The organism is Kitasatospora sp. NPDC048298, from assembly GCF_043201465.1.
GTDB lineage: Bacteria > Actinomycetota > Actinomycetes > Streptomycetales > Streptomycetaceae > Kitasatospora.
Map to the genome: position 1 here is coordinate 1 of NZ_JBICYZ010000090.1, position 22,617 is coordinate 22,617.

19 protein-coding genes and 3 pseudogenes are annotated in these 22,617 nt (G+C 70.2%); 12 read left to right on the forward strand and 10 right to left on the reverse strand.

Annotation, left to right across the window (positions count from 1 at the left end):
* Window positions 1-259: pseudogene (locus ACGF0D_RS39405) on the forward strand (hypothetical protein); the annotation flags it as partial.
* A 652-nt stretch (window positions 260-911) separates the two neighbouring features.
* On the opposite strand, the gene ACGF0D_RS39410 reads toward ACGF0D_RS39405, so the two are convergent.
* From ACGF0D_RS39410 to ACGF0D_RS39430, 5 genes are all read right to left on the reverse strand, one after another.
* Entirely contained in the window at window positions 912-1,973 is a 1,062-nt protein-coding gene (locus ACGF0D_RS39410; RefSeq protein ID WP_392924891.1) for a serine/threonine-protein kinase, read from the reverse strand.
* A gap of 30 nt (window positions 1,974-2,003) precedes the next feature.
* Window positions 2,004-2,492: a hypothetical protein gene (locus tag ACGF0D_RS39415; protein ID WP_392924893.1), complete on the reverse strand. Its 489-nt coding sequence runs from the start codon at window positions 2,490-2,492 to the stop codon at window positions 2,004-2,006.
* A 69-nt stretch (window positions 2,493-2,561) separates the two neighbouring features.
* The gene (locus ACGF0D_RS39420) at window positions 2,562-3,653 is read right to left on the reverse strand and encodes a helix-turn-helix domain-containing protein (protein ID WP_392924895.1); all 1,092 of its coding nucleotides are present in this window, start codon (window positions 3,651-3,653) and stop codon (window positions 2,562-2,564) included.
* A gap of 28 nt (window positions 3,654-3,681) precedes the next feature.
* Entirely contained in the window at window positions 3,682-3,993 is a 312-nt protein-coding gene (locus ACGF0D_RS39425; protein ID WP_392924897.1) for a hypothetical protein, read from the reverse strand.
* A gap of 34 nt (window positions 3,994-4,027) precedes the next feature.
* Window positions 4,028-4,321, reverse strand: coding sequence for a hypothetical protein (locus tag ACGF0D_RS39430; protein WP_392924899.1), 294 nt, complete (start codon window positions 4,319-4,321; stop codon window positions 4,028-4,030).
* Between the two features lie 274 nt (window positions 4,322-4,595).
* Here ACGF0D_RS39430 and dprA point away from each other — a divergent pair.
* The 3 genes and pseudogenes from dprA to ACGF0D_RS39445 all read left to right on the forward strand — a co-directional run.
* A pseudogene (gene dprA, locus ACGF0D_RS39435) lies at window positions 4,596-5,465 on the forward strand (DNA-processing protein DprA); the annotation flags it as partial.
* A gap of 595 nt (window positions 5,466-6,060) precedes the next feature.
* A pseudogene (gene whiG / locus ACGF0D_RS39440) lies at window positions 6,061-6,857 on the forward strand (RNA polymerase sigma factor WhiG).
* A 139-nt stretch (window positions 6,858-6,996) separates the two neighbouring features.
* Window positions 6,997-7,581, forward strand: a complete 585-nt coding sequence (locus ACGF0D_RS39445) for a TetR/AcrR family transcriptional regulator (protein WP_392883867.1) — start codon at window positions 6,997-6,999, stop codon at window positions 7,579-7,581.
* A gap of 153 nt (window positions 7,582-7,734) precedes the next feature.
* Here the strand turns inward: ACGF0D_RS39445 and ACGF0D_RS39450 are convergent, their stop codons facing one another.
* Window positions 7,735-8,133 carry a M23 family metallopeptidase gene (locus ACGF0D_RS39450; RefSeq protein ID WP_392883794.1) on the reverse strand — a complete coding sequence of 133 codons (399 nt, stop codon included), beginning with the start codon at window positions 8,131-8,133 and terminating at the stop codon, window positions 7,735-7,737.
* 914 nt (window positions 8,134-9,047) lie between these two features.
* Here ACGF0D_RS39450 and rpsB point away from each other — a divergent pair.
* From rpsB to rlmN, 6 genes are all read left to right on the forward strand, one after another.
* Complete coding sequence (rpsB, locus tag ACGF0D_RS39455; RefSeq protein ID WP_392883793.1) at window positions 9,048-9,920, forward strand: 30S ribosomal protein S2; 873 nt, start codon at window positions 9,048-9,050, stop codon at window positions 9,918-9,920.
* 129 nt (window positions 9,921-10,049) lie between these two features.
* Complete coding sequence (tsf, locus tag ACGF0D_RS39460) at window positions 10,050-10,889, forward strand: translation elongation factor Ts (RefSeq protein WP_392883792.1); 840 nt, start codon at window positions 10,050-10,052, stop codon at window positions 10,887-10,889.
* A 261-nt stretch (window positions 10,890-11,150) separates the two neighbouring features.
* Window positions 11,151-11,915, forward strand: a complete 765-nt coding sequence (pyrH, locus tag ACGF0D_RS39465; RefSeq protein ID WP_329929692.1) for a UMP kinase — start codon at window positions 11,151-11,153, stop codon at window positions 11,913-11,915.
* 76 nt (window positions 11,916-11,991) lie between these two features.
* On the forward strand, window positions 11,992-12,549 hold the full coding sequence (gene frr / locus ACGF0D_RS39470) for a ribosome recycling factor (protein WP_360348875.1): 558 nt from the start codon (window positions 11,992-11,994) through the stop codon (window positions 12,547-12,549).
* A complete protein-coding gene (locus ACGF0D_RS39475) occupies window positions 12,549-14,003 on the forward strand; it encodes a phosphatidate cytidylyltransferase (RefSeq protein WP_392924901.1) in 1,455 nt (484 codons plus the stop codon). The genes frr and ACGF0D_RS39475 overlap by 1 nt, the downstream gene beginning before the upstream one ends.
* 90 nt (window positions 14,004-14,093) lie before the next feature.
* On the forward strand, window positions 14,094-15,194 hold the full coding sequence (rlmN, locus tag ACGF0D_RS39480; protein ID WP_392883789.1) for a 23S rRNA (adenine(2503)-C(2))-methyltransferase RlmN: 1,101 nt from the start codon (window positions 14,094-14,096) through the stop codon (window positions 15,192-15,194).
* Window positions 15,195-15,227: 33 nt separating this feature from the next.
* Here rlmN and ACGF0D_RS39485 read toward each other — a convergent pair whose 3' ends face one another.
* From ACGF0D_RS39485 to ACGF0D_RS39500, 4 genes are all read right to left on the reverse strand, one after another.
* Window positions 15,228-16,379, reverse strand: a complete 1,152-nt coding sequence (locus ACGF0D_RS39485; protein WP_392924903.1) for a hypothetical protein — start codon at window positions 16,377-16,379, stop codon at window positions 15,228-15,230.
* 55 nt (window positions 16,380-16,434) lie between these two features.
* Window positions 16,435-17,190, reverse strand: coding sequence for an ABC transporter ATP-binding protein (locus ACGF0D_RS39490; protein ID WP_392924905.1), 756 nt, complete (start codon window positions 17,188-17,190; stop codon window positions 16,435-16,437).
* A 225-nt stretch (window positions 17,191-17,415) separates the two neighbouring features.
* Window positions 17,416-18,810 carry an aspartate aminotransferase family protein gene (locus ACGF0D_RS39495; RefSeq protein WP_392924907.1) on the reverse strand — a complete coding sequence of 465 codons (1,395 nt, stop codon included), beginning with the start codon at window positions 18,808-18,810 and terminating at the stop codon, window positions 17,416-17,418.
* Complete coding sequence (locus tag ACGF0D_RS39500) at window positions 18,807-19,280, reverse strand: Lrp/AsnC family transcriptional regulator (RefSeq protein WP_030243538.1); 474 nt, start codon at window positions 19,278-19,280, stop codon at window positions 18,807-18,809. Before ACGF0D_RS39500 ends, ACGF0D_RS39495 begins: the two co-directional genes overlap by 4 nt.
* A 267-nt stretch (window positions 19,281-19,547) precedes the next feature.
* Between ACGF0D_RS39500 and ACGF0D_RS39505 the strand changes: the two genes are divergently transcribed.
* Window positions 19,548-21,023 carry a gamma-aminobutyraldehyde dehydrogenase gene (locus tag ACGF0D_RS39505; RefSeq protein ID WP_392924909.1) on the forward strand — a complete coding sequence of 492 codons (1,476 nt, stop codon included), beginning with the start codon at window positions 19,548-19,550 and terminating at the stop codon, window positions 21,021-21,023.
* A gap of 184 nt (window positions 21,024-21,207) precedes the next feature.
* Window positions 21,208-22,566: an aspartate aminotransferase family protein gene (locus ACGF0D_RS39510; RefSeq protein ID WP_392883781.1), complete on the forward strand. Its 1,359-nt coding sequence runs from the start codon at window positions 21,208-21,210 to the stop codon at window positions 22,564-22,566.
* The last annotated feature ends 51 nt before the right edge of the window (window positions 22,567-22,617 follow it).

Here is a 22,617-nt window from a genome sequence, read left to right on the forward strand (position 1 = left end):
ACCATCACACGAGGTGGAGCCCGAACTCACCGGAAAACCGCTGGTGCCCGAACCCACCGAAAACGTGGTCCCCAACCACCCCGAAAAACTCAACAAGGCCGAGGCCCAGTCCGGTCGGCAGCCTCGAACTGCTCAGAGTGACGATGCTCGTATTCGCCGCCTCGAAGCCGAGAATGCGGATCTTCGTCGGATCAACGGCATCCTCAGGGCCGCTGCCGTCCTATTCGCGGCAGAACTCGAACCCGGAAGCCCGGTCTAGCCCGCCTGGAGCGCTCGTAGATGCGCGTAGGTGGAAGCCAGTCAGCGGGCCGGTGGGGGAGTGGGCACTCCGTGTCTAGCGGCCCTGCCGGCGGGCAGGCGTCCGGCGGTGACAGGCGAGCTCCGGCAGTACGCCCAAGGCCGGGGGGCGTGTGATGAGCGCTGATGTTGCACGATCAAGAAACGAACGCATGTACGATTCGCTGAGGGTGCTCTTGCCGCCACGTCGGCTGTCCGGCACTCTGGCGACCAGAGAGAGGCTTGTGGACCGCCGCTGCTGATAACCGGGAGGTGGTGGAGGCGATGAACTCTCAAGGGGCCCTGCTCGCCTTGTGTATCGCCCGCCTGCCGGATCGATCTTTGCCGCGGCATGCATGGGCGGCAGAAGTCCTCGTAGAGCAACTGTGGCGGTATTCCGTCGGCGCTGGCCGGATGGAGTGGCGGGCACTCTTGGCGCCGCTTGTCGCTGACGGCAGGATCGATGCGCGGCGTATCCGTACAGAAGTGTGGGCGCTTGCCAGGAACGGCGCTCTCGAACCGGCTGGGACCGGTCGAGAGGCGCGGTTCACGGTGACACCTGAAGCTGTCCAAGAGTCTTTGGCGTTGGCGCCGCTGGCCTGCTCTGACCAGGACGTAGTGGTCAGAGCAGCGGATCAGCTGACAGCGCGGTTGTTCACCTTCTCGAAGTAGCTGACCACCTGAGGGTGGCCGATGCTCGGCACGACCAGGGCCTCACCGTTGCGCCGCCACGAGGCGGCCCTGCGTCGGAATGTCGCCAACTCGATGCCGCCGTCCTTTGAGGGGGTGGCCGTGATCTTCCAGTGCTCGTTCCGGTGCAGGTGAGGGGCCTGCCAGACGTTGGGTTCCACCTCGCGCCAATCTGCGATCTTGACTGAGGCGAGGGCCGCGCTCATGTCGCGCGCACTGCTGAAGCGCTGGGTGGGATCTGGGTGAGTGGCCTTTAGGACAAGTCGCCGCAGGCGGCGACAGACCCAGGCCGGAAGTTGGCGGTCGCTCTCGCGAAGGGGCGGTCGTCCCTGCTGGAGGGCGTCGACCACCTCGGTACTGGTGTACGAGTCATAATCGAACTTGCCGGCTAGGAGTTCGAGCAGTACAAGCCCCATGGAGTAGAGATCTGCTGCGCGGGTGACGCGGGGGCCGACCATCATTTCGGGCGGGGCATACATGTGTGCAACCTGGATAGCGGGGGTCGCGCCGGAGGCGTCCATTGCACCGGCAACGCCGAGATCTCCGATCTTGACGAGGTCGGCGTCACCGGTGAGGAACAGATTGGGGCTTTTGATGTCACGGTGCAGGATTCCGTGATGCTCGTGCATTTCCGTCAGTCCCTGCAGCGCTGCCTGGATGATGCGAAGCGCCTTTGTGGGAGCGAAAGTCTCGCCGCGTTCGAGCGCATCAGTGATGCTTCCCTGCTCGAAGTATGGCATGAGGATCTCGACGACGCGCATGGGCTGGGGGTAGCCAGGAACATTTGCTACGGCGCGGACATCCACTATGTTGGGGTGCTTGATCATTTCCATGACGCGGGGTTCGATCAGATCGCCGGCCGCCTCGAACTCGGACAGGTCTACCTTCTTGCCCACAAGCCAGTTATGTAGGACCTGGTCCCACCACACATGTACTTCATGCACGCCGATCGGCATGCTGTGGAGGGACTCGTAGTCCAGAACGAGTCGTCGCTCGTGATCTCTCACCGGTGTCTTCTCTGCTGGTAGGTAATCAGGTCACCGGTTGTTATCGGCTTCGGACTCGTGGAGGGCGGCCAGCGCCGCAGCGAAGGCGTCGCCACGGCCGAGTTTCCAATACTTGGGCCGGTCGGCAGCGCCAATCGTTTCGAGTGGGACATCGTGGAGCGACGGGGCAGGTGCGCCGATCAGCTTGCCGATCTTTTCGGTGTTCCACTCCTCACAGCGGATCCCGTCTTCATGGCAAGCTAGCTGAACAAGGGTGACCAGGGTGGCGCGGTCGGCGGCCTGCCGGTAGAGCCAGTTGTTGTGCTTCCGCGTGGCGACAAGCACCACGATGTCTGGAGCAAGCACGTGAATGTCCTGGTAAATGCGGCGGTAGGTGTCTGCCGTGCGCTCGCAGCCGGTTAGGCCATCTGCCGGCCCGAGACGCTCAGGTGCTCCTGGCACCAGCGAGATTCCCGAGATGTGCTGGAGCGCACCGTAGTGGAGGGCGCTGGAACTGACGGCGATGCCGAGGACTTTCACGTACCACTGCTTTCGAACGGGACTAAGAGGTCACGGGAAGGTGCGGTCGTGCAAGGGAAAGTAGGTTGTTCAACTGTGGACCAGGCGAAGGCTGGGCCTAATGGGAGCTGTGGTCTGCCCTTCACCATCCAGGCCGACCGGCACCAGGCCGAATACGAAGTCGTTCAATTCCCTTTGAGGAATATAGAGCTGACCGGCAATATCTGCGGGGCTGATGTCGCGGGCGGTGCGTAGGGCATCGAATACCTTAGCGAGAAGTTGGCTGCTTTCCCGTCCGAGTTGGGAACCTGGCTCGCCGGCACGGTAACCGCGCTTGGTTAGTTCCTTGGCGATCTGCGTGTACCGCCATTCCGAGAGCAAATCCAGTCTCCGTAGCCGGTAGGTCAGAGCCATCGCTGAAACGCCCCAACGCCGTTTGGCGCTGATGATGCGGTCGACGCTGGCCCCGTGGAGCTGCTGTGCCAAGATGCCGGCCCGGGGCATGAGGAACGCGGAGGCGAAATCGTTGGCTTCACTCTCGGAGTCGCGACCATGAGGGATCCGGTGCTCGCAGTGCAGGATCAGGTGCCCGAGCTCATGCGCTGCGTCGAAGCGGCCTCGCTCGCCAGACTTGCGGGTGTTGAGGAAGACAAAAGGAGTGCCCGCCTCGGTGGTTGAGAAGGCATCGATGTCCAGACAGTCTGAGGGGAGAGAGAACACCCTGACGCCGTTGGCCTCCAACAAGTGGACCATGTTCGGCGCCGGGGCCTCCCCAAGTCCCCATGCAGCCCGCAGCCGCTCCGCGGCATCCTCGGGTGCCTCGCCAGGATAGGTCGGAAGGTTGGCTGGGGGTAGGCGGAACCGTGCCCCCAACCACGAGTTCAGGTCCATCGCGAGCGCACCCGATCCCAGGGCGCTCTCACGCTCCATGGCGGTCATCTTCGAGGGCGCCCTGAAGCTCACCTGGTCTAGCTGGAGGTCGACCGGACGAGGACTGGCGAAGAAGCCCAGTGGGTAGTCGAGGGCGTCAGATAGCTGGGAGAGTGTTTCCTCTGTTGGCACTCGGCGGCCGTTTTCGAACGCTGTGATGCTTTGCGCTGAGACACCTGATTTGGTCGCCAGGTCCGCCAGCGTCATCCGCCTGCGCTTGCGCGCAAGTACCAGCCGTTCAGGGGTGAACACTCTCCGCAGCTCCCACTCACGCTTGTATCTATCCGTCGGTCCCGAGCAGTTCCACCACGACCTCCGGGCCCTCCTCGCCGTCGGCCGGCTCGTCCAGGAAGCTGACATCGGCGCCCGGGTCGCCAAGGTTCGTCAGGGACAGCGGGATGCGCTCCAGCCACTCGTCGACGAACTTGCCGTGCATCCGGACAGGCAACGACAGCTCAGCTGACAGCACGCCCTCGTCCCACTGGTACAGCAGGAACCAGGTAGGGATGTCATCCAGCTCGCGGCCGAAGAGGATGTCGTCACGAGACATGAGGGCCAACTGGTGGTGGTTGTTCTCGACCAGGCGGGCCATCACTGGCCCCTTGGGGTTCTTCGACCGCACAGACTTACGTAGGTTCCCCACACCCCCAGAGGCGCTGATCGCCGTGATCGCGTGACTCCCCGTCGGGTGGATCATCCGCGATGTTGTCTCGGGACGTGCGCTTCCATCCCTGCGGGTCCAGCCCCTCGGCCATGTATCGATTCGTCCGGCTCCAGAACATGATGCCCCGCATCATCGGGGCGTCGAAGTCGGTGCAGCCGCGTACGTCGGCAATGGCTTGCTCCAGTGAGGCATGGAACACCTCGATGGAGACGTCCAGCTGCGCAAGCCGCTGCTGGCTGTGTTCCAGGTTCCGCACGAGCCCCTCCAACCGAACCGTAGGTTTCAAAAACTGTACCTCACCTGAGGGGGGATTTTTGAAACCCGGCACATAATCGCACGTTTGTTCGAGCTTGTCACTCGGGGTCGCACGCTGACATCGCTCGGACGTGGTAAACCCGGCCGTGTGCCGTTGGCGCTCCTGCGGGCTGGTGATCGGCTTGGCCAGTCCGCAGGGTCAACTCCACGGAGCTTGGGCGTACCACTTACGGGGGCCGGCAATCGAATGGGGTAACACGCCTGGACTTGCGCCAGAAACGGAGTGGCCCAGCCAGCTCGACGACCTGGGTGACGGACGTCCGATCGGACTCTGGGTGACGGGCACCGGCTCGCTGCGGCTGCTCGCACTCCGGTCCGTCGCGCTGGTGGGCTCCCGCGCCTGCACCGCCTACGGCGCCCACGTCGCGGGGGAGCTGTCGGCCCAACTGGCCGAACGAGGCTGGGTGGTGGTCTCCGGAGCCGCCTACGGGATCGACGCCGCCGCGCACCGAGGGGCACTCGCGGTCGGCGGGATGACCGCCGCCGTGCTCGCCTGCGGTGTCGACGTCGCCTATCCCAAGGGCAATGCCGAACTGATCCGGCGGATCGGCGTCCAGGGTCTGCTGGTCAGCGAACTGCCGCCCGGGGAGCATCCGAACCGCTTCCGCTTCGTCCTCCGCAACAGGGTCATCGCGGCGCTCACCCGGGGAACGGTGGTGGTCGAAGCGGCGGTGCGCAGCGGCGCCCTGAGCACGGCCAGACGGGCGCGGGACCTCAACCGCCACACCATGGGCGTCGCGGGCCCGGTGACTTCGGAGCTCTCCGCCGGGGTGCACGCCCTGATCCGCAGCGGCGCTGCCACCCTGGTCACCGACGCGGCCGAGATCACGGAGCTGATCGGGGCGATCGGGGAGGACCTGGCGCCGCAGCGCAGCGGCCCGGTGCTCCCGCGCGACCTGCTGGAACCGGCGGTGGCCCGGGTGCTGGAAGCCGTACCCGCGACGGCGGAGGGGGCGCCGGTCGAGCGGCTGGCCCGGCAGTCCGGCCTCCCGCCGGACGAAGTCCTCCAACGGCTCTACGAGTTGGGCTCGCTCGGCTACGTGGAGCGGCACGGCGCGCACTGGCGCGTGGTGCGGAGGAGGTGAGCGTCGGAACGGAGAACGCGCCCGCGCCGAGGGCACGCACGTCGGACCGTCCGGCTGCCTGGCACTCCGGTTCCTCTGTTCGCAGTCTCGATCCGGTGTGCGACGGCCACCGGATCGGGGGACGACCGAGTGGCGGTAGCGCTTCGCAGTGAGTCGGTCACGCTACGCTCCACATGCCTTCCCTATCAGCACATGACTCGGCAGAACGGCGCAGACCAACGCATGCCCACACACATTCCCGGACACAGAGTGACCGGTGGCGCTCGGTCCTCGGGGGGGCCGCGGACCGAGCGGCGCCCCGTGCCCGACTTCCCGTCCAAGTCGGCGGGGACGATGGGAGGCCTGTCGCGCCAGGGCGGCCGGCCGACGGTGGTGCCCCAGCCGGCGGATGCGGCCCGGGGTGCAGAGCCGGTCCAAGGCGCCGACGCGACCGGTCCCGCCGGCGCGCCCGTCGGGGCGCCCGCCGGCGCACCCCCCGGCGTGGCCGTGGCCGGTGCGCCCCGGCCGCCCGGCAGTGCGCCGGTCCGGTCCGCTGCCGTCCAGGTGTTCGCCTCGCCGGTGTCCCCGCTCCGCCGGGAGCGGGTGGAGGGCGGCGATCAGGGGCAGGACGCCCGGGAGGCCGCGGCCCAGGGCCGCTCCGCGCTCGAAGAGCTCTGGCGCTCCTACAAGGAGACCGGTGACCAGCGGCTGCGCGAGCAGCTGATCCTGCACTACTCACCGCTCGTCAAGTACGTGGCCGGCCGGGTCGGGGTCGGGCTGCCCTCCAACGTCGAACAGGCGGACTTCGTCTCCTCCGGGGTCTTCGGGCTGATCGACGCGATCGAGAAGTTCGACATCGATCGCGCCATCAAGTTCGAGACCTACGCGATCAGCCGCATCCGCGGCGCGATCATCGACGAGCTGCGGGCCCTGGACTGGATCCCGCGTTCGGTGCGGCAGAAGGCGAAGGCGGTCGAGCGGACGTACGCGACGCTGGAGGCCCGGCTGCGCCGGACGCCGCACGATCCCGAGGTCGCGGCCGAGATGGGCATCGCGATCGAGGACCTCCACGCCATCTTCAGCCAGCTGTCGCTGGCCAACGTGGTGGCGCTGGACGAGCTGCTCCACCCGGTGGGGGAGGGCGGCGACCGGCTGAGCCTGATGGACACCCTGGAGGACCACGGCGCCGACAACCCGGTCGAGGTGGCCGAGGACCGCGAGCTGCGCCGGCTGCTGGCCCAGGCGGTCAACACCCTCCCCGAGCGGGAGAAGACGGTGGTGACGCTCTACTACTACGAGGGCCTCACCCTCGCCGAGATCGGACAGGTGCTGGGGGTGACGGAGAGTCGGGTGAGCCAGATCCACACCAAGTCCGTCCTCCAGCTGCGCGCCAAGCTGTCGGACATCCGATAGGGCGTCGGCAGTCGGGCGCCCGCCGTCGGTCACGGGTGGCCGGTCGCCGGGCCCGCGCCTCCTCCTGATGCGCGGCGCCGTATCGGTCGGAGGTAGGGCTCCGTAGAGTGGGAGCGTGCCGAAGATCCGAGCGGCCACGGTGGCCGAGCATCGCCAGCTCCAGCGGGCAGCCCTTCTTGATGCTGCCCGCGTCCTGCTTGCCGAGGGTGGCATGGAGGCCCTGACCTTCCCCGCGCTCGCGGCGCGCACCGGGCTGGCGCGCTCCTCGGTCTACGAGTACTTCCGGTCCCGCGCCGCCGTGGTCGAGGCGCTCTGCGAGGTGGACCTCCCGCTCTGGGCGGCCGAGATCGAGGCCGGGATGGAGAGCTGCGACACCGCCGTCGAGCGGATCGAGGCCTACGTCCGGGGCCAGCTGGCGCTCGCCGCCGACCCCCGGCACCGGGCGGTGGTGGCGATCTCGGCGCTGGAGCTCGACGAGGCCGCGCGGGAGCGGATCAGGTCGGCGCACGGCAGGCTGGCCGGTCTGGTCGGCCGGACCCTGGAGGACCTCGGCCACGAGCAGCCCCGGCTCGCTGCGGCCCTGGTGCAGGGTGTGGTGGAGGCGGCGACCCGCAGGGCCGAGCAGGCCGCGGCAGGGGGCCGCACCGGCTGTGCCGTCGAGAGCCCCGAGGAGATCGCCGATGCCGCGGTCGCGATGGTGCTGCACGGGCTCGCCCGGCCCTGAGCCGACCCGGCCGGCTCTGCCCGCGGCCCGGCTTCCGGCTCCGCCCGCAGTCCGGGCTCCGCCCTCGTCCTTGCCCTCACCCCCCTCGCCCCCCTCGCCGTCGCCGTCGCCCTACACTCGCGTCCTTCGCCGACGGGCGTGCGGCAGGACGCCCTACCCGTCCCCGCCCTTCAGTGGCAGCAGCCGCGCCGTGCCCGCGCCGAACAGGGCCAGCGGGTCGAGGTAGCGGTCTCCGCGCAGCAGCCCCCAGTGCAGGCAGTCGTGCTCGGCACAGTGCCGCCCGTCCGGAGCGAGCAGTCCGATCGTCTGTCCGGCGGCCACCGTGGTGCCGACCGGGACGGTGCCGGTGACGGGCAGGTAGGTGGTCCGGAGCGCGGGAGAGCCCGAGCCGGGATGGGAGACGGTCACCACCGGCCGTCCCGCCACCAGCCCGGAGAAGGCGACCACTCCGGGAGCCGCCGCCCGGACCTCCGCCCCCGGTGCCGCGGCGAGGTCCACTCCCCGGTGTCCGGCGGCCCAGACCTTCGCCGGCGGCTCGAACCGGCCCAGCACCGCGCCAGGCCCGCCCACCGGCCAGGCCCGCGCGCCACTCCGCCCGCCCCCACCCCCGTCCGCGCCCGAGCGCGGGACGCCCGAGCGCGGGACGCCGACGGCCTCGGGCCCCCTCGAAACCCCTGTGGCCCGCACAGCCCCCGCGACCCCGGTAGCCCCCGCAGCCCCTGACGCCCCCGGCAGCGCGAGCACGAGCACCACCGCCACCACCCCGCCGAACCACCCGCGACCAGTCATGCCCGCAGGCTCGCCGTCGTGCCGTTCCCGCGCCACCCACATCCGGATTCCTGTGGACAAACCACCCCCGCGCCCGCACGCCATCACTCCGACGGGTGTACGGACTCCGCCATCCGGTGTACAAACGGCATACCGGCGACGGACCGGGGCAGTCGGCCGACCGGCCCGCATCCACCCCCGCATCCACCCCCGCATCTGCCCCCGCGCCCGCGCCCCGACGTCCGCCCGAGTATCCGCTCTCGAGTCCGTCACACGGCTCTCCCCGCCCCCGTCGCAGCCCCACGGGAACGTGACCGCAGCCCCATCGGAACCCGCCCTCCCCGGCCGTTCCCCGGGCTCCTCCCAGGTCCTCGGCGGGCCCCCGGCCACGCGTGGAGTCGCTCGCGCCTCGGCGCTTCCCGTACACTTCACACGCGACCCGGTCCGCCGGGTCGACTTCGCACGCCCCGCCACCGGCGGTCGGACGCGGTTCGTCCGCAGCCCCGCCAGGTGCGAGTGCCGCTCGGTCCGCCGAGCCCGACCGGCCCCTGGGCCGCCAGGGTGGAGCGGCTCGGCACGTTCGGGGCGTCAGGCGTGGCTGTCACCTGGCCGCCACGGACAAACCGAGCCTGACCCGGCTGTGGGCGATCGCTGCGAGGCAGTGCCGCCGCCGGGCCGTAACACCAAGGAGCACGGCAATGGCCGTCGTCACGATGCGGGAGCTGCTGGAGAGCGGCGTCCACTTCGGTCACCAGACCCGCCGCTGGAACCCGAAGATGAAGCGCTTCATCATCACCGAGCGCAACGGCATCTACATCATCGACCTCCTGCAGTCGCTGAACTACATCGACCGCGCCTTCGAGTTCATCAAGGAGACCGTTGCCCACGGCGGCAGCGTCCTCTTCGTCGGCACGAAGAAGCAGGCCCAGGAGGCCATCGCCGAGCAGGCCACCCGCGTGGGCATGCCCTACGTGAACCAGCGCTGGCTCGGCGGCATGCTGACCAACTTCTCGACCGTCTACAAGCGCCTCCAGCGCCTGAAGGAGCTCGGCGAGCTGGACTTCTCGGACGTGGCCGGCTCCGGCCTCACCAAGAAGGAGCTCCTGGTCCTCCAGCGCGAGCACGACAAGCTGGAGAAGACCCTCGGCGGTATCCGCGACATGCAGCGCGTTCCCAGCGCCGTCTGGATCGTGGACACCAAGAAGGAGCACATCGCGGTCGGCGAGGCCCGGAAGCTCAACATCCCGGTCGTCGCCATCCTCGACACCAACTGTGACCCGGACGAGGTCGACTACAAGATCCCGGGCAACGACGACGCGATCCGCTCCGTCACCCTGCTGACCCGCGTGATCGCCGACGCCGTGGCCGAGGGCCTGAAGTCCCGCGCCGGTGTCGCCAAGGGCGACGCCAAGGCCGAGCCGGGTGCCGACCAGCCGCTGGCCGCCTGGGAGAAGGACCTCCTCGAGGGCGAGAAGAAGGCCGAGGAGGCCCCCGCCGCCGCCGAGGCCCCCGCCGCCGAGGCTCCGGCCACCGAGGCTCCGGCCACCGAGGCTCCGGCCGAGCAGGCCTGACGTACCAAGGGTGAGGGGCACCCGCCGGTACGAAGCCGGCAGGTGCCCCTCTCTCCCGCGCCGGGACCGAACCACCGGTCCCGGCGCCACTCCACGCAGACACGCGAGACGCGAGAAGAGATTCACACCATGGCGAACTTCACCGCCGCGGACGTCAAGAAGCTCCGTGAGCTCACCGGCGCCGGCATGATGGACTGCAAGAAGGCCCTGGACGAGGCCGAGGGCAACGTCGAGAAGGCCGTCGAGCTTCTGCGCATCAAGGGCCAGAAGGGCGTTGCCAAGCGCGAGGGCCGTGACGCCTCCAACGGCGCCGTCGCCGCGCTGATCGCCGAGGACAAGAAGTCCGGCGTTCTGGTCGAGCTGAACTGCGAGACGGACTTCGTCGCCAAGGGTGACAAGTTCGTCGAGGTCGCCGACGCGATCGCCGCCCACGTCGCCAAGACCGCCCCGGCCGACCTGGACGTCGCCCTGGCTTCCGAGATCGAGGCCGGCAAGACCGTCCAGCAGTTCGTGGACGAGGCCAACGCGACCCTGGGCGAGAAGATCGTCTTCCGTCGCTTCGCCCAGTTCGACGGTGACGGCTTCGTCGCGGTCTACCTGCACAAGACCAGCCCCGACCTGCCGCCGGCCGTCGGCGTCCTGGTCGAGCTGGACAAGGAGAACGCCGAGGTCGCCAAGGACGTCGCGCAGCACATCGCCGCCTTCGCCCCGAAGTACCTGTCCCGCGAGGAGATCCCGGCCGAGGCGCTCGAGAACGAGCGTCGCGTCGCCGAGGCCACCGCCCGCGAGGAGGGCAAGCCCGAGGCCGCCCTGGCGAAGATCGTCGAGGGTCGCGTCACCGGCTTCGTGAAGGAGAACTCCGTCCTGGAGCAGGCCTTCGCCAAGGACAACAAGAAGTCCGTCGCCAAGGTCCTCGAGGAGAACGGCGTCGCCCTGAAGCGCTTCGCCCGCTTCCGCGTCGGCGCCTGAGCCACGTTCCACCTGGTCCCCGGCCCCCTTAGGCTGGGAACCGCCCCCGCCCGCTGACCGGGGTGGGAGGAACGCCGAACGGGCTCACCCCGCGCCTACCGCCAACGGGCGGGCTCGCGTCGGCACCATGAACGACGAGGAGGCCATTGCCGTGCAGGACACCGAACCGGTTCCCGCGGCAGTGGCCTCCTCGCGTGTACGCGCAGGCCGGGCATCCGCACACCCGCGCCTGTGACCAGTAGGTGCAAAAAGGAGAAGTCCATGCAGGAGACGCAGGAGACCGCGCAGGACCCCAGGGACGGCTCGCGCCGCCGGGTGCTGCTCAAGCTGTCCGGTGAAGCCTTCGCCGGTGGCGGCGGGCTCGGCGTCGACCCGGACGTCGTGCACGCGATCGCCCGCGAGATCGCCACGGTCGTCCGCGCCGGTACCGAGGTCGCGGTGGTCATCGGCGGCGGCAACTTCTTCCGGGGTGCCGAGCTCCAGGTCCGCGGCATGGACCGGGCGCGCTCCGACTACATGGGCATGCTCGGCACCGTGATGAACTGCCTCGCGCTGCAGGACTTCCTGGTCAAGGAAGGCATCGAGACCCGGGTCCAGACCGCCATCACCATGGGCCAGGTCGCCGAGCCGTACCTGCCGCTGCGGGCCGTCCGGCACCTGGAGAAGGGCCGTGTGGTGATCTTCGGCGCCGGTATGGGCATGCCGTACTTCTCCACCGACACCACGGCCGTCCAGCGCGCCCTGGAGATCCACGCCGACGTCCTGCTGATGGGCAAGAACGGCGTGGACGGCGTCTACGACTCCGACCCGCGGACCAACCCGGACGCGGTCAAGTTCGACGCGCTGGAGTACTCCGAGGTCATCGCGCGCGACCTCAAGGTCGCCGACCTCACCGCGATCACGCTGTGCAAGGACAACAACCTTCCGATGCTGGTCTTCGAACTGCTGGCGGAGGGCAATATCGCGCGCGCGGTGAAGAGTGAGAAGATCGGCACACTCATCAGCCAGGATTCTGTCCGGGCCTGAGCAGCGACCAGCCGTACCGGTCGGCGCGCCGAGACCGGTCGGAACAACAGCAGATGAACCGGACAGGGAGACCACAGTGATCGAAGAGACCCTCCTCGAGGCCGAGGAGAAGATGGAGAAGGCCGTCCTGCACGCCAAGGACGACTTCGCGGCCATCCGCACCGGCCGTGCGCACCCGGCGATGTTCGCCAAGATCGTCGCGGAGTACTACGGCGCCAAGACCCCGATCAACCAGCTGGCCTCGTTCTCGGTGCCGGAGCCGCGGATGGCGGTCGTCTCGCCGTTCGACAAGACCGCGCTGAAGGCCATCGAGCAGGCGATCCGCGACTCCGACCTGGGCGTCAACCCGTCCAACGACGGCTCGATCATCCGCGTGGTGCTGCCCGAGCTGACCGAGGAGCGCCGCCGGGAGTTCATCAAGATCGCCCGTACCAAGGGCGAGGACGCCAAGGTCTCGATCCGTTCGGTGCGCCGCAAGGCCAAGGACGCCATCGACAAGCTGGTGAAGGACGGCGAGGTCGGCGAGGACGACGGCCGCCGTTCCGAGAAGGAGCTCGACGACACGACGGCCAAGTACGTGGCCCAGATCGACGAGCTGCTGAAGCACAAGGAAGCCGAGCTGCTCGAGGTCTGATGAACGACGCCCCTGACGCCCCCGGCTACTGGGGCCCGTCCGACCAGCAGTTCCAGCCCTACCGCCCGGCGCCGCACCCGCAGGACGTCCGTACCCCGGCCCACCCGGTGCCGGGGTACGGCGTGCAGCCGCCGCCGGTCCAGGGACACCCCGGCCACCCGGGCGGCCACGCCGCGCCCCCGGGCGCGCCGGGTGCCGCCCACGGGGCCCCGGGCCTCCGTTCGGATCAGCCGCAGCAGCCTCCGGTGTACTGGGGCGGCGACGCGGAGGAGACTCAGGTCATGCCTCCCGTACCGGCCGAGCCCGGCCCGCCGCCCGGCAGGCCCGCCCCCGGCGGACCGGCCGAGCCCGGCGAGGGGCAGGCCCGGGACTCCGGCCGGCTGAGCGGCCCGCTGTTCCGGGACGAGCAGTCCGAGCCGGCGCCGCCCGGCGTGACCGAGACGGTCGTGCTGCGCGCGATATCCGGCGACGCCATCCCCGCCCCCGGCCACGGCACCCCGCCGCACCCGGGGGCACCGGTGCATCCCGCGCCGCCGGCGAACCACCTGGCGGCCGGGCAGCCCCACTTCGTGCCGTCGTCCCACCCAGGGCAGGAGACACCCGTGGCCGCCCAGCCCGCCCCGCAGCCGCAGCCGCGCAAGCAGCGCGGCGGCCGTAACCTCCAGGCCGCCATAGGCGTGGGCGTCGGCCTCGGTGCGGTGATCGTCGCCTCGCTGTTCGTGGTGAAGGCGCTGTTCCTGGTCGTCGTGATGGCCGCGGTCGCGGTCGGCGTCTGGGAGCTGACCAGCCGGCTCGCCGAGCGCAAGCAGATCAAGGCGCCGCTGGTCCCGCTGGTCGTGGGTGGCCTCGCCATGGTCGCCACCGGCTACTGGGCCGGCATCCAGTGGGCCGCCGCCTCGCTCGCGCTGACCGGGCTGGCGGTGATGGTCTGGCGGATGGCCGAGCCGCCGGAGGACTACCTGCGGGACATAACGGCAGGTGTGTTCACGGCCTTCTACGTGCCGTTCCTGGCCACCTTCGTGGCGATGATGCTGGCGGCCGACGACGGCCCCCAGCGGATCGTGCTCTTCCTGATCGTGACGATCTGCAGCGACACCGGCGCCTACGCGGTGGGCTACAAGTTCGGGAAGACCAAGCTGGCCCCGACGATCAGCCCGGGCAAGACCCGCGAGGGCCTGGCCGGCGGCATCGCCCTGTCGATGCTGGCGGGCGCGCTGCTGATGGAACTGACCATCGACGGCGGCAGCTGGTGGCAGGGCCTGATCCTGGGCGGCTGCGCGGCGGTCACCGCGACCCTGGGCGACCTGGGCGAGTCGATGATCAAGCGCGACCTCGGGATCAAGGACATGGGCACGCTGCTGCCCGGCCACGGCGGCATCATGGACCGGCTGGACTCGCTCCTGCCGACCGCCCCGGTGGTCTGGCTGCTGCTGGCGGCCTTCGTCGGCAGCTGACCCGCGCGGTCGAGCCGTACGAGACGTACGAGCAGGGCCCCGGACGCCTGGCGTCCGGGGCCCTCGCGCGTCTGCGACACTGGAACAACCATGCCTAAGCCCGGAGAACTCACCTTTGTCGCGCCGCGCGGCGCCAAGCCCCCGCGACACCTCGCCGACCTGAGCCCCGCCGAGCGCAAGGAGGCCGTCGCCGAGCTGGGCGAGCAGCCGTTCCGCGCCAAGCAGCTCTCCAACCACTACTTCGGCCGGATGTCGAACGACCCGGCGAGCTGGACGGACATTCCCGCCGCCAGCCGGGAGAAGCTGACCGGGAGCCTGCTGCCGGAGCTGATGTCGGTGGTCCGGCACGTCTCCTGCGACGACGACGCCACCCGCAAGACGCTCTGGAAGCTCTTCGACGGCACGCTCGTGGAGTCCGTGCTGATGCGCTACCCGGACCGGGTCACCATGTGCATCAGCTCGCAGGCCGGCTGCGGCATGAACTGCCCGTTCTGCGCCACCGGCCAGGCGGGGCTGACCCGCAACCTGTCCACCGCCGAGATCGTCGAGCAGATCGCGGCCGGGATGCGCGCGCTCAAGTCGGGGGAGATCCCCGGCGGCGAGGCGCGGCTGTCCAACGTGGTCTTCATGGGCATGGGCGAGCCGCTGGCCAACTACAACCGGGTGCTGGCCTCGATCCGCCGGCTGACCGACCCGGCGCCGGACGGCTTCGGCCTGTCCCAGCGCGGCATCACGGTCTCCACCGTCGGCCTCGTCCCGGCGATGCACCGGTTCGCGGACGAGGGCCTCAGCTGCCGTCTGGCGCTGTCGCTGCACGCCCCGGACGACGAGCTGCGCGACGAGCTGGTGCCGGTGAACACCCGCTGGAAGGTCGCCGAGGTGCTGGACGCGGCGTGGAACTACGCGGAGAAGTCCGGCCGCCGGATCTCCATCGAGTACGCGCTGATCAAGGACATCAACGACCAGGCGTGGCGGGCCGACCTGCTCGGCCGGCTGATCAAGAACCGCCGGGTGCACGTCAACCTGATCCCGCTGAACCCGACCCCCGGCTCCAAGTGGACGGCCTCCCGGCCCGAGGACGAGCGCGAGTTCGTCCGTCGGCTCCAGTCGCACGGCGTGCCGACGACCGTCCGCGACACCCGCGGCCAGGAGATCGACGGCGCCTGCGGTCAGCTCGCCGCGGCGGGCTGAGCCCCGCTCCGCGGGAACGACCGGGGCGGGCCCCTACCGGAGCCCGGCGGCCGCCAGCGCGGCGGTCGCCCCGCCGGTCAGCAGCAGCGTGCTGCCCGCCGCGAGGGTGCGCAGCGCGACCGCGCCGAACAGCAGCCGGGGCGAGGTGCCGAGGCGCAGCAGCGCGTCGGTGACCTCCCGGCGGTCGGTGCGGACCTCGGCGAGCCGGGTGACCACCGCGGCGGCCGCGCAGCCGAGCACCAGGCAGGCCTCGACCGCGGGTAGCGCGTCGGCGCTGTCCGGCGTGCCGATCCAGTAGCGGATGGTGGTGAGCACCAGCGCCACGGCGAGGGTGAGCACGGCCAGCGGTGCACCGAGCCGGCGGGCCTGGGCCGTGAGGCCGCGCCCGGCCAGCAGCCGCAGCGGGGTGGGCCGTCCGACCGCGAGCAGCCGCCCGGCCCAGGCCAGCAGCGGACCGGTGAGCAGGGCGAGGCCGAGCGCGCTGGCCGCCCAGCCGCCGAGGGCGGCGGTGCTGGTGGTGCCGAGTCCGGCGGGCAGGTGGATCGGGCGGCCGTCGACGGCGGCGCCGGGCCGCAGGGCGATGAGTTCGAGCGCGGCGCCGATCACGCCCAGCCCGGTCGCCAGGGCGATCCGCCAGACGCCGAAGCCGGTCGGGGCCTGGGTGCGGCCGCCGGGCAGGGTCTCGGTGGCGGGCACCGCGAGGGTGGCGGCGGTGCCGGCGGTGAGCGGGACCAGGGCGAGCAGGACGACCGGCGCGGCGGCCGGAAGCGGCACGCCCATGCCGAGGTCGAGGGCGAGCCCGGGGCCGGCGATGTCGTTGCGCAGCACCAGGAAGAGCAGCAGGGTGAGCACGCTGCCGAGGGTGCAGGCGAGCGCGACCTCGCCGGCGATCAGCGTCCGGATCCGGCGGGAGCCGACCCCGGCGGCGGTGAGGCCGGCGATCCGCTCGGGCCGTCGGGCGGGCACCGCGCGGGCGGCGACGGCCGCGAACCAGGCGACGGCGGCGAGCGGGGGCAGGCACCACAGCAGTCGGGCCAGCGGGTCGCCGCCGTCGATCGGGTCGCTCATCGCCCGGCCGAGGGAGCGCAGCAGGAAGGCGGCGACCACGGCGGCGGCCAGGGCGGTGAGCAGCCAGCGGCCGAGGTCGGGCACCCGGTAGCCCCGGGCCAGACGGAGATAGAACACGTCGACTCTTTCAGCGGCTCGGCTTCGGCAGCTCGGTTTCAGCGGCTCGGCGTCGTCAGCGGCGGGTGGCCGTGACGGCGGGCGCTCCGGCGGCTCCGGGGGCGGCGGAGCCGCGGGGGACGGGGGCGACGGGGGCGGTGAGCCGTCCGTCGACCAGGGTGACGGCGCGGTCCGCGAACCGGACGAGCTCGGGGTCGTGGGTGGCCAGGACGAGGGTGAGCTGGTGGGACCTGGCCGCGCTGGTCAGTATCCGCATGACCTGCTCGGCGGCCTCGCGGTGCAGCGGGGCGGTCGGGTCGTCGGCGAAGACGACGGGTGGCAGCGGGGCCAGGGCGCGGGCGACGGCGACCCGCTGGCGGCGGCTCTGGATCAGCCGCTCGGGGCGCAGCCGGGCGCAGTCGCCGACGTCGAGGCGCTCCAGCCACTCGTCGGCGGCGGTGTAGGCGGCCTTGTTGCCGGCCCCGGCGAGCAGCAGCGGCAGGGCGACGTTCTCCCGGGCGGTCAGTTCGGGCACCAGGTGCGGCTCGGAGCCGACGAAGCCGAAGCGGTCGCGGCGCAGCCGTTCGCGGCCGGCCCGCTGGAGGGTGTGCACGGGGGCGCTGTTGAACCAGACCTCGCCCTCGTCGACCGGGAGCTGGGCGGAGAGGCAGCCGAGCAGGGTGCTCTTGCCGGAGCCGCGCCGGCCGGTGACGGCGAGCACCTCGCCCTCGCGGACGCCGATCGAGATGCCGCGCAGGGCGGGGGTGCCGTCATGGGACTTGACGATCCCTCGGGCCCACAGCACGTCGTTGTCAGGCGGTGCCGCTGACATGAGGATCCATCCTGGGTGGCCGCAGGGATATGACAGTCGTCAGATTAGAACGACCGGGGCGTGTCGCGGTTGCGGCGCACTGGTCCATCACGGGCATATCACCCGCATTCAGGCATGTTTGGTCGTACGACTGTGATGTTGCACCGGCGGGGGAGACGCCGAAGGGCGGCCTCGCGGGGAGCGGGGCCGCCCTTCGGCGGAGGGTGGGGAAGAAGGCTCAGGGGATCAGATCTTCGCCCACGCGTCGGTGAGGCTGGTCCGCAGGATCTGCTCGATCTCGTCGAAGGTCGACTGGTCGGAGATCAGCGGCGGGGCCAGCTGGATGACCGGGTCGCCACGGTCGTCGGCGCGGCAGTACAGGCCGTTCTCGAAGAGGGCCTTCGACAGGAAGCCGTAGAGGACGCGCTCGACCTCTTCGTCGTTGAACGACTCCTTGGTGACCTTGTCCTTCACGAGCTCGATGCCGTAGAAGTACCCGTTGCCGCGGACGTCGCCGACGATCGGCAGGTCGCGCAGCTTGTCCAGGGTGCCCAGGAACGCGGCCTCGTTGTCGAGCACGTGCTGGTTCAGGCCCTCGCGCTCGAAGATGTCGAGGTTGGCCAGCGCCACCGCGGAGGAGACCGGGTGGCCACCGAAGGTGTAGCCGTGCAGGAAGGTGTTGTCGCCCTTGTAGAACGGCTCGGCGAGGCGGTCCGAGATGATCGTGGCGCCGATCGGGGAGTAGCCCGAGGTCATGCCCTTGGCGCAGGTGATCATGTCGGGCTGGTAGCCGAACTTGTCGGCGCCGAACATGGTGCCCAGGCGGCCGAAGGCGCAGATGACCTCGTCCGAGACCAGCAGCACGTCGTGGCGGTCGCAGATCTCGCGCAGGCGCTGGAAGTACCCGGGCGGCGGCGGGAAGCAGCCACCGGCGTTCTGCACCGGCTCGACGAAGACGGCGGCGACGGTCTCGGCGCCCTCGTTGAGGATGGCCACCTCGATCTCGTCGGCGCACCAGCGGCCGTAGGCCTCGGGGTCGACCGTGCCGTCGGGGCCCTCGAGGAAGGCCGGGGCGCGGTAGATGTTGGTGTTCGGGGCCTTGTGGGTGCCCGGCACCAGCGGCTCGAACGGGGCCTTCAGGCCCGGCAGGCCGGTGATGGACAGGGCGCCCTGCGGGGTGCCGTGGTAGGCGACGGCGCGCGAGATGACCTTGTACTTGGTCGGCTTGCCGGTCAGCTTGAAGTACTGCTTGGCGAGCTTCCAGGCGGTCTCGACAGCCTCGCCGCCACCGGTGGAGAAGAAGACCTTGTTCAGGTCGCCCGGGGCGTAGTTGGCCAGGCGCTCGGCCAGCTCGACGGCCTTCGGGTGGGCGTAGCTCCACACCGGGAAGAAGGCGAGCTCCTTGGCCTGCTTGGCGGCGGCCTCGGCGAGCTCCTCACGGCCGTGGCCGGCCTGGACGACGAACAGGCCGGCGAGGCCGTCGAGGTACTTGCGTCCCTTGTCGTCCCAGACGTAGGTGCCCTCGCCCTTGACGATCGTCGGCACGGGGGAGTTCTCGTACGACGACATGCGGGTGAAGTGCATCCACAGGTGGTCGTAGGCGGTCTTGGAAAGGTCCTTCTGCGCCGGGTCGGCTGTCATCGGGTGCCCCAGGTGTAGGTCTGTTTCCGGAGCTTCAGGTAAACGAAGCTCTCGGTGCTCCGCACGCCGGGAAGGGCGCGGATGCGCTTGTTGATCAGTTCGAGCAGGTGCTCGTCGTCCTCGCAGACCAGTTCGGCCAGGAGGTCGAACGAGCCTGCGGTGCAAACCACGTAGTCGACCTCGTCGAGGGCGGCCAACGCGTCGGCGACCGGCTCGATGTCACCCTCGACCCGGATGCCGACCATCGCCTGGCGGGTGAAGCCGACGGTGAGCGGGTCCGTGACGGCGACGATCTGCATCACGCCCTGGTCGAGCAGCTTCTGGACGCGCTGCCGCACGGCAGCCTCGGACAGGCCGACGGCCTTGCCGATGGCGGCGTACGGGCGGCGCCCGTCCTCCTGGAGCTGCTCGATGATCGCCTTGGAGGCGGCGTCGAGGGGAACGCTGGCGTTCCGGTCGCGGTTGGCCACGCGGCCACTGTGCCTGATCGCCCGCGTGTTCGCAAGCGTGGAAGCTGCTGATTTCGTCGTGATCTTGGAAAAGGCGTACGGATTTCATTGCTGAAGCGCACTCGGTCTGTCGATACCGGCAGTCGTGCGGCTACCCTGGCACGGTACGCGCGCGCCCCGAGGGCCGGCGCACGTACCGCCACCAGTGGACCGCGCCGCTCCTGGCGCGGCCACTCGGGACCCTTCGTACGCCGGATCCGCCGACGTACCATTGCGCCGGAATCTGCAATGCCGCAGGCCCAGACCGAGGAGAGATCCGTGAGCGACCTTCGCACGCTGCGCAACTACATCAACGGTGAGTTCGTCGACGCGGCCGACGGCCGCACGCTCGACATCGTCGACCCGACCACCGGCGAGGTGTACGCGACGTCGCCGCTGTCCGGTGCCGCTGACGTCGACGCGGCCATGGCCTCCGCCGACGCCGCCTTCCCGATCTGGCGCGACGCCACCCCGAGCACCCGGCAGAAGCTGCTGCTGAAGATCGCCGACGCGGTCGAGGCCCGGGCCGACGAGATCGTCGACGCCGAGGTTCGCAACACCGGCAAGCCCCGCGCGCTGACCCTCTCCGAGGAGATCGGCCCGATGGTGGACCAGATCCGGTTCTTCGCCGGTGCCGCCCGCATGCTGGAGGGCAAGGCCGCGGGCGAGTACATGGACGGGATGACCTCGATCATCCGTCGCGAGCCGGTCGGCGTCTGCGCCCAGGTCGCGCCGTGGAACTACCCGATGATGATGGCCGTCTGGAAGTTCGCCCCGGCCATCGCCGCGGGCAACACCGTCGTGCTGAAGCCCTCCGACACCACCCCGGCCTCCACCGTGCTGCTGGCCGAGATCATCGGCGGCGTGCTCAAGGAGCTGGAGCTGCCGGCCGGCGTCTTCAACGTCATCTGCGGTGACCGCGAGACCGGCAAGCTGATGGTCGAGCACAAGACCCCGGCGATGGCCTCCATCACCGGTTCGGTGCGCGCCGGCATCTCGGTCGCCGAGTCCGCCTCCAAGGACGTCAAGCGCGTCCACCTGGAGCTGGGCGGCAAGGCCCCGGTCGTGGTCTTCGAGGACGCCGACATCGCCGAGGCCGTCGAGGGCATCTCGGTGGCGGGCTACTTCAACGCCGGCCAGGACTGCACCGCCGCCACCCGCGTGCTGGTGCACGAGTCGATCCACGACGCCTTCGTCGAGGCGCTGGCCAAGGCCGCGGCCGAGACCAAGACCGGCGGCGTGGACGACGAGGACGTGCTGTACGGCCCGCTGAACAACGCCAACCAGCTGAAGCAGGTCTCCGGCTTCATCGAGCGGCTGCCCGCCCACGCCAAGGTCGAGGCCGGTGGCCACCGGGTCGGCGACCAGGGCTACTTCTACGCCCCGACCGTCGTCTCCGGTCTGAACCAGGACGACGAGATCATCCAGAACGAGGTCTTCGGCCCGGTCATCACCGTGCAGAAGTTCACCGACGAGGACCAGGCCGTCGCGTACGCCAACGGCGTCGAGTACGCGCTGGCCTCCTCGGTGTGGACCAAGGACCACGCCCGCGCCATGCGGATGTCGCGCCGCCTGGACTTCGGCTGCGTCTGGATCAACACCCACATCCCGCTGGTCGCCGAGATGCCGCACGGTGGCTTCAAGAAGTCCGGCTACGGCAAGGACCTGTCGGCGTACGGCTTCGAGGACTACACCCGCGTGAAGCACGTCATGACCGCGATCTGAGCGGGTCGTGACCGTCAGCGCGGTATGACCGCGATCTGATCGCTCCCGAAGGTCGGCTGATGTGACGGTGGGCCCGGGTCCTCTCGACCCGGGCCCACCGCCTTTGCATCCTGTCGACGGTTGGCGCGACCGGCTGACACGATGGAACTGCCCTTCGGGGACGGGCCGCCCTAGCCTTACCGGCATGAGCATCCCCACCGCTGACTCAGCCGCCGGCCAGGCCGTCAAGGCCGCCGACCGCGCGCACGTCTTCCACTCGTGGTCCGCCCAGGCGCTGATCGACCCCCTCGCGGTGGCCGGCGCCGAGGGCTCGTACTTCTGGGACTACGACGGCAACCGCTACCTCGACTTCTCCTCGCAGCTGGTCAACACCAACATCGGCCACCAGCACCCGAAGGTGGTCGCCGCGATCCAGGAGCAGGCGGCGAAGCTCTGCACCATCGCCCCCGGCTTCGCGGTCGAGTCGCGCAGCGAGGCCGCCCGGCTGATCGCCGAGCGCACCCCCGGCGACCTGGACAAGATCTTCTTCACCAACGGCGGTGCCGAGGCCAACGAGAACGCCATCCGGCTGGCCCGGCTGCACACCGGCCGGCAGAAGGTGCTGTCCACCTACCGCTCGTACCACGGCGCCACCGCCAACGCGATCGCCCTGACCGGCGACCCGCGGCGCTGGCCCAACGAGAGCGGCGTCTCCGGAGTGGTGCACTTCTGGGGGCCGTACCCCTACCGCTCCAACTTCCACGCCGAGAACGAGGCGCAGGAGTGCGAGCGCGCGCTGGAGCACCTGGAGCAGGTGATCGCGTTCGAGGGACCCGGCACCGTCGCGGCGATCATCCTGGAGACGGTGGTCGGCACCGCGGGCATCCTGGTCCCGCCGGCGGGTTACCTGGCCGGGGTGCGGGAGATCTGCGACCGCTACGGGATCGTGTTCATCCTGGACGAGGTGATGGCCGGCTTCGGCCGCACCGGCGAGTGGTTCGCCGCCGACCACTGGGGCGTCACCCCGGACCTGCTCACCTTCGCCAAGGGCGTCAACTCGGGCTACGTGCCGCTGGGCGGCGTGGCGATCAGCGCCGAGATCGCGGCCACCTTCGCCGAGCGGGCCTTCCCCGGCGGGCTCACCTACTCCGGCCACCCGCTGGCCTGCGCCTCCGCGGTGGCGACCATCACCACCATGGCGGAGGAGGGCATCGTCGAGAACGCCAGGCACATCGGCGAGACGGTCCTCGGCCCCGGCCTGCGCGAGCTGGCCGAGCGGCACCCGTCGGTCGGCGAGGTCCGCGGCCTCGGCGTGTTCTGGGCGCTCGACCTGGTGAAGGACCGGGAGACCCGCGAGCCGCTGGTGCCCTACAACGCGGCCGGCGCCGACAACGCGCCGATGGCCGAGCTGGCCGCCGCCTGCAAGCAGCGCGGGCTCTGGCCGTTCGTCAACATGAACCGCTTCCACGTCGTCCCGCCGTGCACCGTCACCGAGGAGGAGGCCAAGACCGGCCTCGCGGTCCTGGACGAGGTGCTGTCGCTCACCGACGCGCACACTGTCTGACGTACCCAGACGTACCTACCAGGACGGCCCCGAGCACGCGCGTGCCCGGGG

Coding starts and splice junctions, on each gene's coding strand:
- pyrH (WP_329929692.1), top strand. CDS start 11,151: ATGCAGGAGACGCAGGAGACCGCGCAGGACCCCAGGGACGGCTCGCGC.
- ACGF0D_RS39505 (WP_392924909.1), top strand. CDS start 19,548: ATGCCGCAGGCCCAGACCGAGGAGAGATCCGTGAGCGACCTTCGCACG.
- rlmN (WP_392883789.1), top strand. CDS start 14,094: ATGCCTAAGCCCGGAGAACTCACCTTTGTCGCGCCGCGCGGCGCCAAG.
- ACGF0D_RS39475 (WP_392924901.1), top strand. CDS start 12,549: ATGAACGACGCCCCTGACGCCCCCGGCTACTGGGGCCCGTCCGACCAG.
- rpsB (WP_392883793.1), top strand. CDS start 9,048: ATGGCCGTCGTCACGATGCGGGAGCTGCTGGAGAGCGGCGTCCACTTC.
- ACGF0D_RS39425 (WP_392924897.1), bottom strand. CDS start 3,993: ATGGCCCGCCTGGTCGAGAACAACCACCACCAGTTGGCCCTCATGTCT.
- tsf (WP_392883792.1), top strand. CDS start 10,050: ATGGCGAACTTCACCGCCGCGGACGTCAAGAAGCTCCGTGAGCTCACC.
- ACGF0D_RS39510 (WP_392883781.1), top strand. CDS start 21,208: ATGAGCATCCCCACCGCTGACTCAGCCGCCGGCCAGGCCGTCAAGGCC.
- ACGF0D_RS39495 (WP_392924907.1), bottom strand. CDS start 18,810: ATGACAGCCGACCCGGCGCAGAAGGACCTTTCCAAGACCGCCTACGAC.
- ACGF0D_RS39490 (WP_392924905.1), bottom strand. CDS start 17,190: ATGTCAGCGGCACCGCCTGACAACGACGTGCTGTGGGCCCGAGGGATC.